Here is a 15,144-nt window from a genome sequence, read left to right as displayed (position 1 = left end):
GGAAGGGTGCTGAGCGCGGACGAACTTCACCGACGCGGCCTGGCCGCGATCAACTCCGGCCGTCCACCGCTGGCAACCCGGCTGCTGGATCTCGCACTCAGCCGTGCGACCGACCCTGATCTGCAGGACCGCATCGACATCAGCCGCGCGTATGTCGCCTCCGAACGCGGCGATCTGCACACCGGCACCCGACTGTGTGAGTCGGTGCTGGAGCGCGCGACGAACGCCACCGTGCGCGACCTCGCGCACAGTCAACTCGGTGTCCTCTACACCCGGGCCGGTGAGGGTGAGTTGGCGCTGCAGCACCTGCAGCAGGCCATGGCCGGACGTCGGCTGATCGGCGTCGATCGTGCGCGAGCGTTGATGAATCGCGGGGTCGTGTGGCTCCAGCGCGGCGACATGCCGTCTGCCATCTCAGACTTCGATGCCTCGTCGGAAGACTTCCGAGAGGCGGGTATGCCGGTCGAGGCCGCCCAGGCGCTGCACAACAGCGGCTACGCGCTGATGCTCGCCGGCGACCTGCCACAGGCACTGCAGCGCATGGACAGCGCCCGGCCCGTGCTGGCCCCGCTGTCGGCGAACTTCCGCGCGGTGTGCGATCAGGACCGGGCCGAGGTGTTGGTCGCTGCCGGGCTGCACCACGAGGCGCACGAGACGGTGGCGAGCGTCGCAGCGGCGTACGGGAGGATGCACCTCTCGCAACAACAGGGTGAGGCGGAGTTCCTCCTCGCGCGGTTGCTCCTGCTGGACGATCCGGCCCGGGCCCGCGTCCTCGCACGCCGGGCTGCGCGACGATGGCGGCGGCGCGGCAGCGACGCATGGGCCGATCGTGCCGATGGCATCGAGCTCGCTGCCGAAGCGGGTCTTCGGCGCCGTTCCGCCGACCTGTCGACCCGAGCCGACGAGATCGCGGAACGGCTGGCGCACAACGGGTTACGCAACGACGCCAACACCGTCCGGCTGCACGCTGCGCGCATCGAGCTCATGCGGGGCGACCCGGACTCGGCGCGGCGCCGGCTACGGGAGGTCCGGCTGCGCACTCAGGCACCCATTGCGGGGCGGCTCCTGCGCCGGCAGGTCGAGGCAGAGCTCGACGCCGCCTCGGGCCGGCCGGGTTCAGCGCTGCGCCGGGTGCGCCAGGGGCTGTCGGACCTGCACGAGTGGCAGTCATCGTTCGGCAGCCTCGACCTGCAGAGCTCGCTCGCCGGACACGGCCGGGAGCTGGCCCTGCTCGGCATCCGGGTCGCCCTCGAGGGTGGCCGGCCGGAGTCGGTCTTCGAGTGGTCGGAGCGGGCGCGCGAGCTTTCTCGCCGCGTGCTGCCGATCCGTCCACCGGCGAGCGCGGACACCGCGCGCGACCTGGTCGAGCTGCGGCAGTTGCGGGCGGGCAGCGGGCCGGACGAGATCTCGGGCCGCGAGCGCGAGCTGCGGCAGCACATCCGCCAGCGCGCCTGGCAGGATCCTGGCTCCGGTGTCGTGACCGAGCCGGTCGGCTTCGACCAGTTGACAACGGCATTGGGCGACGACACGGTGCTGCTCGCGCACTTGGCGGTGGACGATGAGTTGCACCTGCTGACCGTCAGCGCGCAGGGCGCCGATGTGACCGCGCTGGGCCCGACGGCGCCGGTCCGCGAGGCGATGGCCGGGCTCCAGGCAGACCTGGACATGTCGGCGAGCAACCTGCCGCGGACGCTGCAGACCGCGGTCCGGTCGTCGCTGCTGCGGCGCCTGGAGCGACTCGACGATGCGCTGCTGGCGCCGGTGCGCACAGCCCTCCGGCGCAGTGCGGGAGGACGGGTCGTGCTGACGCCGACGGGCGTGCTCGCCGGCGTCCCGTGGAGCATGCTGCCGACACTCTCCGGGCATCCCGCATGTCTTCCGCCGAGTGCATCGCGCTGGGTCGAGCGCGGGATCGCGCCACCGTTGCGCTCGGCCGCTTTCGTCGCCGGGCCCCGAGTGCCGCGCGCCGGTGAGGAGGTCGTCCGCTCGTCTGCCGCGCGGCCCGGCTCCACCGTGCTCACCCCTCCGGAGAGCACCAGCGCGGCCGTGTCGCGTCTCGCAGCCACGGTCGACGTGCTGCACCTCTCCGCGCACGGTCGGCATGCCGCCGACAACCCGCTCTTCTCCGGCCTGCAACTCAGCGATGGGACGTGGTTCGGCTACGACATCGACCAACTCGAGCGCATCCCGTCATTGGTGGTGCTGTCCGCGTGCGAGTTGGGCCGCTCCTCGGTGCGCTGGGCGGAGGAGACCCTCGGTATGACGACGGCGTGGCTGCATGCCGGCGCCCGCTGTGTCATCGCCGCTCCCGCGGCCGTCAACGACGACGAGGCCTGCGACCAGCTGACCGAGGCGCACCAGCTGATCGCCGGCGGCGTCCCGCCCGCGGACGCGTTGTCCCGGACGGCACCATCCGGCGGATCGCGTTTCCAGTGCTACGGATCCGGCTGGTAACCGTCCACCGAGCGATCGTTGTCCAGCCAGCCGTCGTGATCCTGCGCCACGGTGCTGAAGCGTTCGGCGATCTCCTGCGCCCGTGGCCCGGTCGGGTCGTCGAGGTGGTCCGCCACGACGTGCACGACCCAATCCACGTCCTCGGCGTCGTCCTCACCGGCCAACGCCTCGGACACGACGCGCACCGAGGCGAATCCGCCCTCCTCGACGAGTTCGTCGGCTACGTCCTGGGCGGCTTCTCGGTCCGGAAAGACCATCAGGAATTCGATCATCTGAGTCCGTCAACTCCGTTTGCGCCATACGACCAGGGCGCGCTCTGCCCGGACGGGCTGCACACGCTCCCCCGGTCGCAAGGGGGTGATCTGGCCGTCGGGCGAGGCCGCGAAGACGCGGCGGAGCCCCTTGTCGCGCTCCCGCTGCAGCTCGTCGGCGAGCTCGCGCACCCGAGACCGCAGTGCGTCGACCTGGTCCTCGAGCTCCAGGATCCGGCGGATGCCGGCCAACGACACGCCCTCCTCCTGGGAGAGTCGCTGGACCTCGGCGAGCACCTTCAGGTCGTGGACGGAGTAACGTCTCCCGCCGCCCTGTGTCCGGGAGGGTGTCACGATGCCCAATCGGTCGTACTGGCGCAGGGTTTGGGCGTGTATGCCGGCCAACTGCGCCGCCGCCGAGATCGCGTAGATCGGCGCGTCCTCGGGGGGTGGCGTGTCACCGCGCCAGAACGACCGGACCATCAGAGCGCGGCTTTCGCGGTCAGCTCAGCGCGCGGGTCGATGCCACTCTCCCGATCCTGCTCGGCGAGCGTCTCGACGGCCTTCTTGGCGTCGCTGTTCAGCTTCTGCGGCACGAGCACCTGGACGGTCGCGATGAGGTCGCCCGTGGAGGTCTTGCCCTTGATGCCTTCACCCTTGACACGCAGCTTGCGCCCGGACGGGGTTCCGGCCTTGATCTTGACCTTGACCGCCCTGCCGCTCAGCGTCGGCACGGAAACCGTTGCGCCCAGGGCTGCTTCGGCGAAGGTGACGGGAAGGTCGACCGTCAGGTTGTTGCCGTCACGATGGAAGACCGGGTGGGGCTGGACCGTGACGTGCAGCAGCAGATCACCGGCCTGCCCGCCGTTCGGGCTGGGCTGTCCCTTGCCGCGCAGCCGGATCGTCTGACCGTCCTTGACCCCGGCCGGGATGCGTGTCTTGATCGTCTGACCGTCCGCGGCCTGCAGCGTGATGGTCTCGCCCGCGGCGGCATCACGGAAGCTCAGCGTCGTACGCGCCTCCATGTCGGCGCCCTTGCGCGGCCCGGCCTGGTAGCCGCCGTACGGCGAGCCGTAGCCACCGCCGCCGCCGAAGCGCCCGAGGATGTCGTCCAGGTTGATCTGGTCCCCGCCACCGGTGGAGAAGCGGACGTGCTGCCCGCCGCCGCCGAACATGGAGCCGAAGAGGTCCTCGAACCCGCCGGCGCCGCCGGCACTGCCGGGACCACCCGCGGTGAAGCGGGCGCCACCACCGACCATCTGCCGGAGCTGGTCGTACTCCTGGCGTTTCGCCGGGTCGGACAGCACCGAGTTGGCCTCGCCGATGTCCTTGAACTTCTGCTCTGCTGCGGTGTCACCGGGGTTCTGGTCCGGGTGCCACTTTCGGGCGAGCTTGCGGTACGCCTTCTTGATGTCGTCCTCGGACGCGTCCTGTGAGACGCCGAGGATCTTGTAGAAGTCCTTCTCGAGCCAGTCCTGACTAGCCATCAATCACTCCAATCGGGTCGAAGTCTCCTGCCGAGCGGGGTGTCCGCTGTCGCGCACCCCGCTCGGCAGAAGACCTGGGCTGCATCAGGACGGGTCCGCGACCGCGACGCGTGCGGGACGGACCATGCGGTCACCGAGCCGGTAGCCCGGCTGCATGACCTGCACGATGGTTGTGCCCTCCGCACCCTCCGGCACCTCGGCCTCGATGTGCATCAGGGCCTCGTGGTGCGTCGGGTCGAAAGGCTCACCGACTGCGCCGAACTCGGTCAGACCCAGCTTGCTGAGCGTCGCCTGCAGCTTGTCGGCGATCTTCTCGAAGGGAGTCCCCTCCAAGTCGCCGTGCTCGCGCGCCAGGTAGATGTCGTCGAGCACCGGCAGGAGCGCCTCGAGGACGCGCGCCGTGGTGGCGTCCCGCTGGGCTTCCCGGTCGCGCTCGATGCGCTTCTTGTAGTTGACGTATTCGGCCTGCACCCGTTGCAGGTCCGCGAGCCGTTCGGCTGCGAGGACCGTGTCCGGGTGCTCGTCATCAACGGCGGGACCGGTCCCGGCGGACGCGCCGGCCGGCTCTGCGGGAGCCTGCGGTGCGTCGTCGGAAACGGCTCGCACATCACCGTTCTCGTCGATCCGGCGCTTGTCGCGGATGATCGGGCCCGACTGAGCCTCCTCATCCTCCGGCCGCCGGCCGGGCTCCGCCGAAGCGGAACCCGGCTGCGAACCCGTGGGCTGGGAGCCCTTGATGGGGTCGGTCACTTGTTGTCACCCTCGTCGTCCACGACCTCGGCGTCGACCACGTCGTCATCGTCGGACGACGCGGAGGCACCGGCGTCGGCGGGCTGCTCGGCACCGGCCGTGGCGGTGTCGTCACCGGACTGCTGCTGCGCGGCATACAGGGCGGCACCCATCTTCTGGGAGGCGTCGTTGACCTTGGTGGTCTTGGCCGAAATGTCCTCGGCAGAGGTGTTTTCGTCCTTCAGCGCATCCTTGAGCTCGCTGACGGCGGCCTCGACCTCGGACTTGGACTCGGCCGGGACCTTGTCGCCGTTGTCGGCGAGGAACTTCTCGGTCGAGTAGACCAGCTGCTCCGCGGTGTTGCGGGCCTCGGTCTCCTCACGCCGCTTCTTGTCCTCCGCCGCGTGCTCCTCGGCGTCGCGGACCATGCGGTCGATGTCCTCCTTCGGCAGCGCGGAGCCACCGGAGATCGTCATCGACTGCTCCTTGTTGGTGCCGCGGTCCTTGGCCGACACGTGCACGATGCCGTTGGCGTCGATGTCGAAGGTGACCTCGATCTGCGGCACGCCACGCGGCGCGGGCGCGATGCCGGACAGCTCGAAGTTGCCCAGCGGCTTGTTGTCCTTGGCCAGCTCACGCTCGCCCTGGAACACCTGGATCTCCACCGACGGCTGGTTGTCCTCTGCGGTCGAGAACACCTCCGAGCGCTTGGTCGGGATCGCGGTGTTGCGCTCGATCAGCTTGGTGAACAGGCCACCCTTGGTCTCGATGCCCAGCGACAGCGGGGTGACGTCGATGAGGAGCACGTCCTTGCGCTCACCCTTCAGCACACCGGCCTGCAGCGCGGCACCGACCGCGACGACCTCGTCGGGGTTGACGCCCTTGTTGGGATCCTTGCCGGTCAGCTCCTTGACGACCTGGGTCACGGCCGGCATACGGGTCGAACCACCCACCAGGACAACGTGATCGATGTCGTTGACGGTCACGCCCGCGTCCTTCATGACCTGCTCGAACGGGCCCTTGGTGCGCTCCAGCAGATCCTTGGTCGTCTGCTCGAACTGTGCACGGGTGATCGTCTCGTCCAGGTGGATCGGGCCGTTCTCGCCCATGGACAGGTACTGCAGGCTGACGTTGGTGGACGTCGAGCTGGACAGCTCCTTCTTGGCCTGCTCCGCGGCGTCCTGCAGACGCTGCATGGCGATCTTGTCCTTGGACAGGTCGACGCCGGTCTGGTTCTTCACCTGCTGGACCAGGTGGTTGACGACCCGCTGGTCCCAGTCGTCACCGCCGAGCTTGTTGTCACCGCTGGTGGCCTTGACCTGGATGGTGGAGAAACCGTCCTCGGGGTCCTTGCCGACTTCGAGCAGCGACACGTCGAAGGTGCCACCACCGAGGTCGAAGACGAGGATGAGCTCGTCCTCCTTGCCCTTGTCGAGGCCGTAGGCGAGCGCGGCCGCGGTCGGCTCGTTGATGATGCGCAGCACGTTGAGGCCCGCGATCTCACCGGCCTCCTTGGTCGCCTGACGCTCGGCGTCGTCGAAGTATGCCGGCACGGTGATGACCGCGTCGGTGACGTCCTCGCCGAGGTAGGCCTCCGCGTCGCGCTTCAGCTTCTGCAGGATGCGCGCCGAGATCTCCTGCGGCGTGTACTCCTTGCCGTCGACTTCCTTCTTCCAGTCGGTGCCCATGTGGCGCTTGACCGAGCGGACGGTGCGGTCGACGTTGGTGACGGCCTGACGCTTGGCGATGTCGCCGGCCAGCACGTCACCGTTCTTGGCGAACGCCACGACGGACGGCGTGGTGCGGCCGCCCTCGGCGTTGGCGATGATTTCCGGGTCGTTGCCCTCCAGGACCGCGACCGCTGAGTTGGTGGTGCCGAGGTCGATACCTACCGCACGTCCCATATCGATGTTCTCCCTTGGTTGAGATGTTGGTCTGTCATGTCTCGTCGCCGGACGCAGAGCAGCCCCACGTCATACCTGCGAAGTTGACTGCCTCCGACTCAACTCCGGCGTCGCGGTCATGTCAAACCGACGACTCCAAAGTTGCGCTTACTAGACTCAACTTTCGACCTGGTCGAATGATTCCCGGCTGCGGAAACTTACTTTGGTTTTTGTCACGACTGCGTGTCGGGACAGCCGGTTCCGTGGTGACAAGGGAGTCTCGGACGATGCCGACCGACCCCTCGCAGCGCTTGCTCCACCCGGTCGGACGGCTGCTCGAGCGCGCCGCGGCCGGCGAGCCACCCCCGGCGGATGGCACGTGGTCACGCGAACGCCCCTGGTCGGCAACGGTGTATGGCGTGCTCACCTTCACCGGTCACGCCGTGCTGTGTGTGCCGGACTCGGTGACGGACGCCGACCTCGCCGGACTGCACCCGGACGGTTTCGGTGGGGCGGCCGATCCGCGGCTCATCGTCGCGCTCGCCGGGCAGCGAGGCTGGATCGACTCGCTCGATCTCGTTCTGTCGGCGCCCGGGCTGGTCGGCCGACCGCAGTGGCTCGTGCCCCGCCCCGATCTGGCCGACCAGCCTCGCGCCCTACGCGCGGCCGGGTTGCGCACCGCCACCCGCGTGTTCGGCCTCGCCGACCGGGACGACGCGATCCTCACGATCGGGAACGGGATCGGCGGCCTCCGTGAGCTGAGCTTCGAACTCGATCCGACGAGCCGCGATTCGGGCCTGGGACGACGGCTCATCGCTGACGCGCGACATCTGATCGTCCCCGACGAGATCGTGCTGGCCTCGGTCGCGCCGGGGAACATCGCGAGCATGCGTGCGACCCTCGCGGCCGGCTTCCGTCCGCTCGCGGGCGTACAGCTCTTCCGGCCGGACGTCGCCTCCGGCGGCGACACCTGACGAATCCACCACCACAGCGTCTCGGCCCAGCCTGAGGAGACTACTTGCCGCTGTAGACGGGGAAGGCGCTGTGCTCGCCGTAGTCCTGGGCGTGCAGGTCCCGCAAGGCGGCCATGTCCTCGTCCGAGACGACGAAGTCGACCTCGGCGTTGGACCGCAAGTGGTCGGGGTTGGCGGTCTTGGGCAGCGACACGGTGCCCAGTTGCAGCGTGTAGCGGATGCACAGCTGCGGAACGGTGACGCCATACCGCTGCGCCATGACCGCGACATCCGGGTTGTCCAGGATCTCGCCGTGCGCGATCGGCGAGTACGCCTCGACGCGGATGCCCAGGGAGTCGCAGTAGGCCAACAGCTCGCTCGGGGTGTTGCCCGCGTGGACGAGCAACTGGTTGACGTGCGGCACGACAGTGCCGCCGGCCAGGATGTTCTCCACGTCCTCCTGCAGGAAGTTGGACACACCGATGGAGCGCAGCTTGCCCGCCGTGTGCGCCTCCTCCAGGGCCCGCCAAGCCTCGCGGTTCCCCTCGGCGTAGTCCCCACCGCGGAAGTCCTGCCAGGGCTGGGGTGCGTGGATCAGCATGAGGTCGAGGTAGTCCAGACCCATCGTCCGCAGCGAGCCGTCGATCGCCGCGACGGCGCCGGCATAGTCCTTGATCTCGGCGGCGAGCTTGCTGGAGACGAACAGCTCTTCGCGAGCGACGTTCGCGGTCCGGACCCCTTCGCCGACACCGCGCTCGTTGCCGTACGCCTGGGCGGTGTCGATGTTGCGGTAGCCGATCTCCACGGCGTCGCGGACCACCTGGGCAACCACGTCGTCGTCGATGAACCAGGTGCCCAGCCCCAGCTTCGGGATCTCCAGGCCGCCGGTCAGGGTGTAGGTCTCGTTCAGGATGCTCATACGTTGTCTCCGTTCTGCGGCAGTCGGCCGTACACCTCGTCGGTGACGGGTTCGAGCCATTCGTTGCTGACGTCCGTGCCCGGGGTGATGAAGGCGACGTGCGAGAACCACGAGTCCGCCGTCGCGCCGTGCCAGTGCTTCGTACCGGCCGGGACGCGGATGACGGTGCCGGGCACCATGCGGACCGGCTCCCCACCGTCGGCCTGGAACCAGCCGCTGCCCGCCGTGCAGAGCAGCACCTGGTCACCACCGCCGTCGCTGCCGTGGTGGATGTGCCAGTTGTTCCGGCAACCCGGCTCGAACGACACGTTGCTCACCGGGACGCTCCCTGCAGCCAGCGGCGCCAGGTAGCTCTGGCCGATGAAGTACTGCGCGTAGGCCTCGTTGGGTTCCCCGAGCGGGAAGATCTGGTCGAATTCGTTGTCACTCATCGTGTCTCCTTGCTTTCGAAGATGTTCTTGGCGACCGCCATGGCGGACATACCGTTGGGCCAGCCGGTGTAGAACGACAGGTGCAGGATCGCCTCCTTGAGTTCGTCCTCGGTGGCTCCGTTGCGACGGGCGTAGTCGAGGTGGAAGTTCAGCTGATCGGCCTTGCCGGTCGCGACCAGCGCGGCGACGGTGATCAGGCTGCGGTCCCGCTTGGAGAGTTCGGGGCGTTCCCAGACCTCGTCGAAGAGCACCTGGTCGGTGTAGTGGACCATTCCGGGCGCGAAGTCGCCGAAGGCGTTCTTCCCTCCCGTCCAGCCGGTGGATTTCTGGGTTTCGTTGTCAGTCATCGGTTTTCACCTTTCGTCTGATTGGGTGCGGATCAGTTGCCCGGGTGAATCTCGAGCGTGGCCGCCACCGCGGTTGTTGCGACCATGGGTCTCAGGTAGCTGTCGCCGTAGCGGGCGTACTTGGCCCGGTATGCCGCGTCGATGGCGTCCTGCACGTCGTCGCCGGCGGGTGCGAACGCGACGTCGATCTGCTGACCGTGCGCACGGATCGCGCCGACCGGGCTCCGGGTGGCGTGCCGGTACCACGCGCCGTCGACGCCGCGATAGGACCGCACGTACAAGGTGCCGTCGACGGAGACCACCCAGATCGGTACGAAGGGCCGCAGCGTGCCGTCGGCGCGACGGGTGCTGATCCCGATCTCTTCGGCATCGCCGAAGAGATTGCGGCTGTTGTCGTCCCACATCGCGGGTTGCAGGTTGTTCACGGGACCTCCTTGGTGGTGGGCAGGAAGAGGGCGAGCACGCCGGTCGCGGCTGCCACAGCGGCCGCGAGCAGCAGACTGGTCCGAACCCCGGACACGAAGGTGGCGGGATTGGTGAGCAGGCCGCCGAACGCGGCGACGGCCAGCGCTCCACCGATCTGGCGGCTGGTGTTGAAAACACCGGACGCGACACCGGCTTGCCGCTGGGGAACCGCATCGAGCAGGATCGCCGTCGCCGGCGGCGACACGGCGGGGCCGGCCAGCCCGACCAGCACCATCAGCAGGGCCAACACCCACAGTGGCGCGCTCGTGGGCAGCAGCGCGACTGCTGCGAGTCCGGCGGTCATCAGGAGCAGTCCGGCCACGATCACGGTCCTGCGGCCGATGCGTTCGCTCAGCCGAGCGGAGAACGGGGTGAGTAGGAGTCCGATGAGCATCATCGGCAGGAACACCAGACCGGTGTGCAGGGCGGTCAGACCGCGGTGTTGTTGCAGGAAAAGGCTGATCACGAACGGGAGTCCGTAGTACCCGACCATGAACGCGAACCCGCTGACGACGGTGATGACCACCGTGCGGGACCGGAACAGGTCCAGCGGCATCATCGGGTGGGCACCCGTCCGCTGGGCCCGGATGAATCCGGCCAGCGCGAGGACCGCCAGGACGAACGCGGCCAGCACGACCGGGTCAGCGAAGCCCTCGGACCCGGCTCGGATGGCGCCGAACGTCAGCCCGCCCATGGCGAGCACTCCGGTCAGCTGCCCGGTGAGGTCGAACGCGACCTTCCGCGGCACCGACGGGCGGGCGCGCGTCAGCAGCAGCAACGCGATCACGCCGACCGGGACGTTGATGAAGAACACCAACCGCCAGTCGACCAGGGTGAGCACACCGCCCAGCACGGGTCCGGACGAGGATGCGATCGCGCCGCCGACCGCCCAGATCCCGACGGCCCGGCCGCGCGCCCGCGCCTCCGGGTAGGCCTGGCGGATCAGTGCCATCGACGCCGGCATGATCGCCGCAGCCGCGGCACCCTGGAGGAATCGCGCCGCGATGAGCACCCCGAGGGTCGGCGCGAACCCGCAACCGACCGAGGCAAGGACGAAGAACACCAAGCCGGCACCGAACGCGCGCCGCGCGCCCAGCCGGTCGGACAGCGAACCTGCGGTGAGCATGAGCGCGGCGAACATCAACGTGTACCCGTCGACAACCCACTGCAGCCCGGTCACTCCGCCACCCAGTTCTGTGCCGATGGTCGGCAGAGTCACGTTCACGACGACTGCGTCGAGAGTGACCACGAAGAACCCGAGGACCGAGGCCAGTAATGCAGAGCGGGCTCGGTGGTCGGTCATCGCTGGTGCGGCGGTCGGTGCCGTCGGAATCCTCGCTGTGGTCGGTGCGGCTGTATAGGCGGAACTTGTCACGTCATCCATTACAGGCCGGGCCGTGCGCCGGAAACAGGTCGCGTTATGGGGGGCACCGGCAGAACCTGGCTAACGACGGACGGGCGCCTACCGTAGTGAGGGTGGACAACCGAGCAGACATCCGGGATTTCCTGGCGTCCCGCCGCGCGAAGCTGACGCCCGACCAGGTGGGGCTACCCACCAGCGGCCGTCGCCGCGTTCCCGGGCTGCGCCGTGAAGAGGTCGCCGTACTCGCCGGGGTGAGCCCCGAGTGGTACACCAGGCTGGAGAAGGGCCACATCGCCCACGTCTCCGACGACGTCCTGGACGCAGTGGCCACCGCTCTGCGCCTGACCGACATCGAGCGGGAGCACCTGTTCAACCTCGCGCGTGCCGCCAAACCCGCGAGAACCCCTGCCCGGCGTACCAAGCCCAAGATCCCGGCCAGTCTGCAGCGGATCCTGGACTCGATGACCGGAACCGCCGCGTTCGTGCGCACCGGCCGCCTCGACATCGTCGCGGCGAACACGCTGGGTGCCGCACTGTACTCACCGGTGCTCGACACCCCGGCCCACCGTGGCAACATCGCCCGGTTCGACTTCCTCGACCCCCGGGCAGCCGACTACTACCCCGACTACAACGGTGCCCTCTCCGTGGCGGTCGCGTTGCTCCGCACCGAAGCCGGGCGCAACCCGCGCGACCCTGCCCTGACGGAGCTCATCGGCGAACTCGCCACACAGAGTGAGGCTTTCCGCACCCGCTGGGGGGCCCATGACGTCCGCGCCCACCGGGGCGGTGTCAAGACGTTCAACCATCCCGAGGTCGGACACCTGCAGCTCGCCTACGACTCCATGGAGCTGGTCGCCGCGCCCGGATTGATCCTGACCGCCTACACCGCCGAGCCGGCCACCCCCTCCGCTGACAATCTGAACCTGCTCGCCAGCTGGGCGGCGACCGAGCGTGATCGCGCCACCATCGACGACCCGACGCGCACTGGGGCCCACGAGAACCGCTAGGGCCACATCACTTTCATCGAGGTCGCCCTGGTTCCCGAACCGATTCGTCACTCGGGGTCGAGGGTGCTGCCACCGTCCCGACCGCGCGGGATCGCGTTGGGAGCAGCAGACAGGGAATGACGGCGACCATTGTCAGACCGAGGCTGCAGAGGAATGCAGCATGAAATCCGGCCGGCGACGCTGTGACGGCGAACCCCGCCACCACGGTGGCCAGGATCGCCGTACCGGCAGAGCCGCCGAGTTGCTGCACGAGTCGCACGACGGCCGAGCCGGCCGGGACGTCCGGCCGGGCGAGGTCGACGAACGCGCCGGCGCTGACGGCGATGTTGACCGCGCTGAGTGCACCACCGCGGACGATCAGGGCCGCACCGAGGAGCAAGTATCCCGTGTGTGAGGTGGCGACCGCGAACGGAGTGGTCGCAATGGAGCAGCCGAGAACGCCGATGACGGCGATGGGCTTCGCGCCGATCTTGTCAACGACGCCGCCGACCCACCTGGTGAGCAAGGAGCCGACGCCCTGAAGGGCGAGGATCGAACCCGCCTGCAACGCGGTCATGCCGCGTTCCTGCTGGAAGTACAGCGGGATCAGGAAGAGCGCACCATAGAGGGCGACTCCGGTGAGGAACAGCACACCGGCGGCGATGCCGAAGGATCGCTGCGCGAACAGGCGAACGGGAATCGCGGCGCGGTCACCGAGCTTCACGCTCCGCACCGCAAAAGCGCCGATGAGGACAACGCCGACCGCGAGCGGGGGCCACGCCCGAAGCGCCGCCCCATCGCCGCTCGAAGCGGCGTTGCTGAGCGCATACAGGAGAATCGTCGAGCCCACCCCGAGCAACAGCACGCCGAGCAGGTCGAGCTCTCTGCCACGCTGCGGTCGCTCGTGAGGAACGTAGGCGGACGCGAGCGCGATGGCGGCGATGCAGAGCGGGACGTTGATCACGAACACCCAGCGCCAGCTGCCGGAGGTCACGATGAGCCCACCGACCAACGGTCCGGCGATCGGCGCGATCGTGGCCACGAGCATGACGACCGTCAGCACTCGAGCGACCTTCGTGGGCCCAGCCGCACGCACCAGGATGGTCTGCATCACCGGCAGCATCAACCCGGCCCCGATGCCTTGGAGGACGCGGAAGGCTACCAGCGCCCCGAAGCCCCACGCTGCGGCGCACAGCCCCGATCCGACGACGAACAACATCAATCCGACCAGCCAGAGGGTCTTCGCACCGAAGCGGTCGGACGCCCATGCGGTCACCGGCACCGTCACCGCCAGAGCAAGCAGGTACCCGGTCGTCAGCCACTGCACTGCTCCGGAGCCGACGTGGAAACCGTCGCCGATCGTGTGCAGGGCGACGTTGACCACGGTCGTATCGATCAACGGCGTGACGCCTCCGACCATGATCACGAGAGCCAGCCGGATCATCGGCCACCCCAACGGCTCCAGCTTCCGTTCCTGCATCCGCACCGTCATCGCATCCTAAGAGTCATGTGTATCTTATCTCAAGATACACCTGTATCCTCGTTGGATGGATACGGCCACCGAGACGTCTTCGACCCGCCGCCGACGACGCGGACCCGCGCTGGACGGCGCGCTGCTCGATGCCGCCTGGGAGCAGCTCCGGAGCGAGGGATACGCGGCATTCACCATCGATGCCGTCGCACGAGCGGTCGGCACGAGCCGCGCCGTCGTCTACCGTCGCTGGCCGAATCGAGCAGCGCTGGTGCTCGCCACCGTGCGCGCACACACCGGGACGGTCGTCGGGCACGTGCCCGACACCGGAAGCCTCGCCGGAGACGCCGTCGCCCTCCTTCACGAGTTCGCGGACCGCATCCGGCAGATCGGCATCGACGTCGCGGCCGGCCTGTTCAGCGAGCTCGACGAGATCCCCGAAGAGACCAAGGTCGCTCCGACCGCTTTCCGTGAGGTGGTCCGGCAGGCCCGCGCACGCGGCGAGATCGGCGACTCCCCCGTTCCCGACGCAGTGCTCGCCATGCCCGGCATGCTCCTGCGGTATTCCATGATCGCCGAACGAACCGCACCGTCCGACGAGGAACTCGAGCGCATCGCGCACCAACTCTTCGTGCCGCTGGTGCACCACCACGCGCCCCTCTGAAACCGCCGACAGGGATAAATTTGCAGTTCATGCAATTTTGCGTATGATGCAATCATGACGTTGGGTGAGCTGAGCATGCGCGAGCGCAAGAAGCTGCGCACACGCGAAGTCCTGATCCGGGTCAGCACCGACCTGGTGGCGGAGCACGGTTTCGACGGTGTGTCGGTCGATCAGATCGCGGCGGCTGCGGACATCAGCACCCGCACGTTCTTCAACTACTTCCGGACGAAGGAAGACGCCGTGGTCGGCTGGGCACCGGACGAGTTGGCGCGCGTCGTCGACACCATCGGTGAAATACCCGCGGGTGTCAGTGCTTTCGACGCACTGACGCAGGCGCTGCGCGAGCAGCTCCATCGGCGCCGGCCCAACGGCGACGAGGTGTTGAAGCGCATGCGCGTCATTGCCGGCGATCCGCGGCTGCTCGCGAACCAGGCCGGTCGGTTCAGCGAACTGGAGCACGAGTTGGTCGCCGCCCTGATCGCCCGTCGGGGGGCCGGTGAAGGTGACGGCCTTCGCGAGCACGTCATGGTGGCATCGGTCCTGGCCACTACTCGCGCCACGCTCCTCGCGTGGGGTGAGAACGGCGGCCGAACGCCACTGGAGCAATACGTCGATGCGGCACTGTCCGAGCTCCGTACCGGCTTCGGTGACACCGCCGACACGGAAGGGTCCGCCGCCGGGCGTTCCTGACGACCACGCCGCGAGCTGAGCCGCGGCAGCACTGCACACGACGAATTTCTA

General features: G+C 68.5%; 16 protein-coding genes. 5 read left to right on the top strand and 11 right to left on the bottom strand.

Features of this window, described 5'->3' with window-relative positions; translation table 11 throughout:
* The first annotated feature begins 6 nt into the window (after nt 1–6).
* Nucleotides 7–2,454 (top strand): CHAT domain-containing protein, encoded by a 2,448-nt coding sequence (locus FHU39_RS20315; RefSeq protein ID WP_183322548.1) that lies wholly within the window; start codon nt 7–9, stop codon nt 2,452–2,454.
* Here FHU39_RS20315 and FHU39_RS20310 read toward each other — a convergent pair.
* The 5 genes from FHU39_RS20310 to dnaK all read right to left on the bottom strand — a co-directional run bounded on the left by FHU39_RS20310 (nt 2,436) and on the right by dnaK (nt 6,825).
* Nucleotides 2,436–2,726: a hypothetical protein gene (locus FHU39_RS20310; RefSeq protein ID WP_183322547.1), complete on the bottom strand. Its 291-nt coding sequence runs from the start codon at nt 2,724–2,726 to the stop codon at nt 2,436–2,438. The genes FHU39_RS20315 and FHU39_RS20310 overlap by 19 nt on opposite strands.
* A 9-nt stretch (nt 2,727–2,735) precedes the next feature.
* Nucleotides 2,736–3,188: a heat shock protein transcriptional repressor HspR gene (locus tag FHU39_RS20305; protein ID WP_183322546.1), complete on the bottom strand. Its 453-nt coding sequence runs from the start codon at nt 3,186–3,188 to the stop codon at nt 2,736–2,738.
* A complete protein-coding gene (locus tag FHU39_RS20300) occupies nt 3,188–4,192 on the bottom strand; it encodes a DnaJ C-terminal domain-containing protein (RefSeq protein WP_183322545.1) in 1,005 nt (334 codons plus the stop codon). The genes FHU39_RS20305 and FHU39_RS20300 overlap by 1 nt, the downstream gene beginning before the upstream one ends.
* 84 nt (nt 4,193–4,276) lie before the next feature.
* A complete protein-coding gene (locus tag FHU39_RS25110; protein ID WP_343066042.1) occupies nt 4,277–4,942 on the bottom strand; it encodes a nucleotide exchange factor GrpE in 666 nt (221 codons plus the stop codon).
* The gene (gene dnaK, locus FHU39_RS20290; RefSeq protein ID WP_183322544.1) at nt 4,939–6,825 is read right to left on the bottom strand and encodes a molecular chaperone DnaK; all 1,887 of its coding nucleotides are present in this window, start codon (nt 6,823–6,825) and stop codon (nt 4,939–4,941) included. Before dnaK ends, FHU39_RS25110 begins: the two co-directional genes overlap by 4 nt.
* Before the next feature lie 266 nt (nt 6,826–7,091).
* Between dnaK and FHU39_RS20285 the strand changes: the two genes are divergently transcribed.
* Nucleotides 7,092–7,778, top strand: coding sequence for an N-acetyltransferase (locus tag FHU39_RS20285; protein ID WP_183322543.1), 687 nt, complete (start codon nt 7,092–7,094; stop codon nt 7,776–7,778).
* 40 nt (nt 7,779–7,818) lie between these two features.
* Here FHU39_RS20285 and FHU39_RS20280 read toward each other — a convergent pair whose 3' ends face one another.
* Genes FHU39_RS20280 through FHU39_RS20260 form a run of 5 tightly spaced genes read right to left on the bottom strand, consistent with a single transcriptional unit; the run spans nt 7,819 to nt 11,222 of the window.
* On the bottom strand, nt 7,819–8,676 hold the full coding sequence (locus tag FHU39_RS20280) for an aldo/keto reductase (protein ID WP_183322542.1): 858 nt from the start codon (nt 8,674–8,676) through the stop codon (nt 7,819–7,821).
* A complete protein-coding gene (locus FHU39_RS20275; RefSeq protein ID WP_183322541.1) occupies nt 8,673–9,107 on the bottom strand; it encodes a cupin domain-containing protein in 435 nt (144 codons plus the stop codon). Before FHU39_RS20275 ends, FHU39_RS20280 begins: the two co-directional genes overlap by 4 nt.
* On the bottom strand, nt 9,104–9,454 hold the full coding sequence (locus FHU39_RS20270) for a carboxymuconolactone decarboxylase family protein (RefSeq protein WP_183322540.1): 351 nt from the start codon (nt 9,452–9,454) through the stop codon (nt 9,104–9,106). Before FHU39_RS20270 ends, FHU39_RS20275 begins: the two co-directional genes overlap by 4 nt.
* Nucleotides 9,455–9,486: 32 nt before the next feature.
* A complete protein-coding gene (locus FHU39_RS20265) occupies nt 9,487–9,879 on the bottom strand; it encodes a DUF2255 family protein (protein ID WP_221185748.1) in 393 nt (130 codons plus the stop codon).
* Complete coding sequence (locus FHU39_RS20260; RefSeq protein ID WP_183322539.1) at nt 9,876–11,222, bottom strand: MFS transporter; 1,347 nt, start codon at nt 11,220–11,222, stop codon at nt 9,876–9,878. The genes FHU39_RS20265 and FHU39_RS20260 overlap by 4 nt, the downstream gene beginning before the upstream one ends.
* A 173-nt stretch (nt 11,223–11,395) precedes the next feature.
* Here FHU39_RS20260 and FHU39_RS20255 point away from each other — a divergent pair, with 173 nt between their 5' ends.
* Nucleotides 11,396–12,289 carry a helix-turn-helix transcriptional regulator gene (locus FHU39_RS20255; RefSeq protein ID WP_343066040.1) on the top strand — a complete coding sequence of 298 codons (894 nt, stop codon included), beginning with the start codon at nt 11,396–11,398 and terminating at the stop codon, nt 12,287–12,289.
* A 13-nt stretch (nt 12,290–12,302) separates the two neighbouring features.
* Here FHU39_RS20255 and FHU39_RS20250 read toward each other — a convergent pair whose 3' ends face one another.
* Nucleotides 12,303–13,748: an MDR family MFS transporter gene (locus FHU39_RS20250; RefSeq protein ID WP_221185747.1), complete on the bottom strand. Its 1,446-nt coding sequence runs from the start codon at nt 13,746–13,748 to the stop codon at nt 12,303–12,305.
* A gap of 67 nt (nt 13,749–13,815) precedes the next feature.
* Here FHU39_RS20250 and FHU39_RS20245 point away from each other — a divergent pair, with 67 nt between their 5' ends.
* Nucleotides 13,816–14,403, top strand: coding sequence for a TetR/AcrR family transcriptional regulator (locus FHU39_RS20245; protein WP_183322536.1), 588 nt, complete (start codon nt 13,816–13,818; stop codon nt 14,401–14,403).
* Between the two features lie 54 nt (nt 14,404–14,457).
* Nucleotides 14,458–15,093 (top strand): acyl-CoA-like ligand-binding transcription factor, encoded by a 636-nt coding sequence (locus FHU39_RS20240; protein WP_183322535.1) that lies wholly within the window; start codon nt 14,458–14,460, stop codon nt 15,091–15,093.
* The last annotated feature ends 51 nt before the right edge of the window (nt 15,094–15,144 follow it).

The organism is Flexivirga oryzae (assembly GCF_014190805.1).
Taxonomy (GTDB): domain Bacteria; phylum Actinomycetota; class Actinomycetes; order Actinomycetales; family Dermatophilaceae; genus Flexivirga; species Flexivirga oryzae.
Note: the sequence above shows the minus strand (reverse complement) of the source record. Positions and strands in the feature narration are given on the sequence as shown.

Bases quoted from the DNA above. Each gene is read 5' to 3' on its own strand.
- FHU39_RS20310 (WP_183322547.1), bottom strand. From the start codon at position 2,726: ATGATCGAATTCCTGATGGTCTTTCCGGACCGAGAAGCCGCCCAGGAC.
- FHU39_RS20305 (WP_183322546.1), bottom strand. From the start codon at position 3,188: ATGGTCCGGTCGTTCTGGCGCGGTGACACGCCACCCCCCGAGGACGCG.
- FHU39_RS20300 (WP_183322545.1), bottom strand. From the start codon at position 4,192: ATGGCTAGTCAGGACTGGCTCGAGAAGGACTTCTACAAGATCCTCGGC.
- dnaK (WP_183322544.1), bottom strand. From the start codon at position 6,825: ATGGGACGTGCGGTAGGTATCGACCTCGGCACCACCAACTCAGCGGTC.
- FHU39_RS20285 (WP_183322543.1), top strand. From the start codon at position 7,092: ATGCCGACCGACCCCTCGCAGCGCTTGCTCCACCCGGTCGGACGGCTG.
- FHU39_RS20280 (WP_183322542.1), bottom strand. From the start codon at position 8,676: ATGAGCATCCTGAACGAGACCTACACCCTGACCGGCGGCCTGGAGATC.
- FHU39_RS20275 (WP_183322541.1), bottom strand. From the start codon at position 9,107: ATGAGTGACAACGAATTCGACCAGATCTTCCCGCTCGGGGAACCCAAC.
- FHU39_RS20270 (WP_183322540.1), bottom strand. From the start codon at position 9,454: ATGACTGACAACGAAACCCAGAAATCCACCGGCTGGACGGGAGGGAAG.
- FHU39_RS20260 (WP_183322539.1), bottom strand. From the start codon at position 11,222: ATGACCGACCACCGAGCCCGCTCTGCATTACTGGCCTCGGTCCTCGGG.
- FHU39_RS20250 (WP_221185747.1), bottom strand. From the start codon at position 13,748: ATGCAGGAACGGAAGCTGGAGCCGTTGGGGTGGCCGATGATCCGGCTG.
- FHU39_RS20245 (WP_183322536.1), top strand. From the start codon at position 13,816: ATGGATACGGCCACCGAGACGTCTTCGACCCGCCGCCGACGACGCGGA.
- FHU39_RS20240 (WP_183322535.1), top strand. From the start codon at position 14,458: ATGACGTTGGGTGAGCTGAGCATGCGCGAGCGCAAGAAGCTGCGCACA.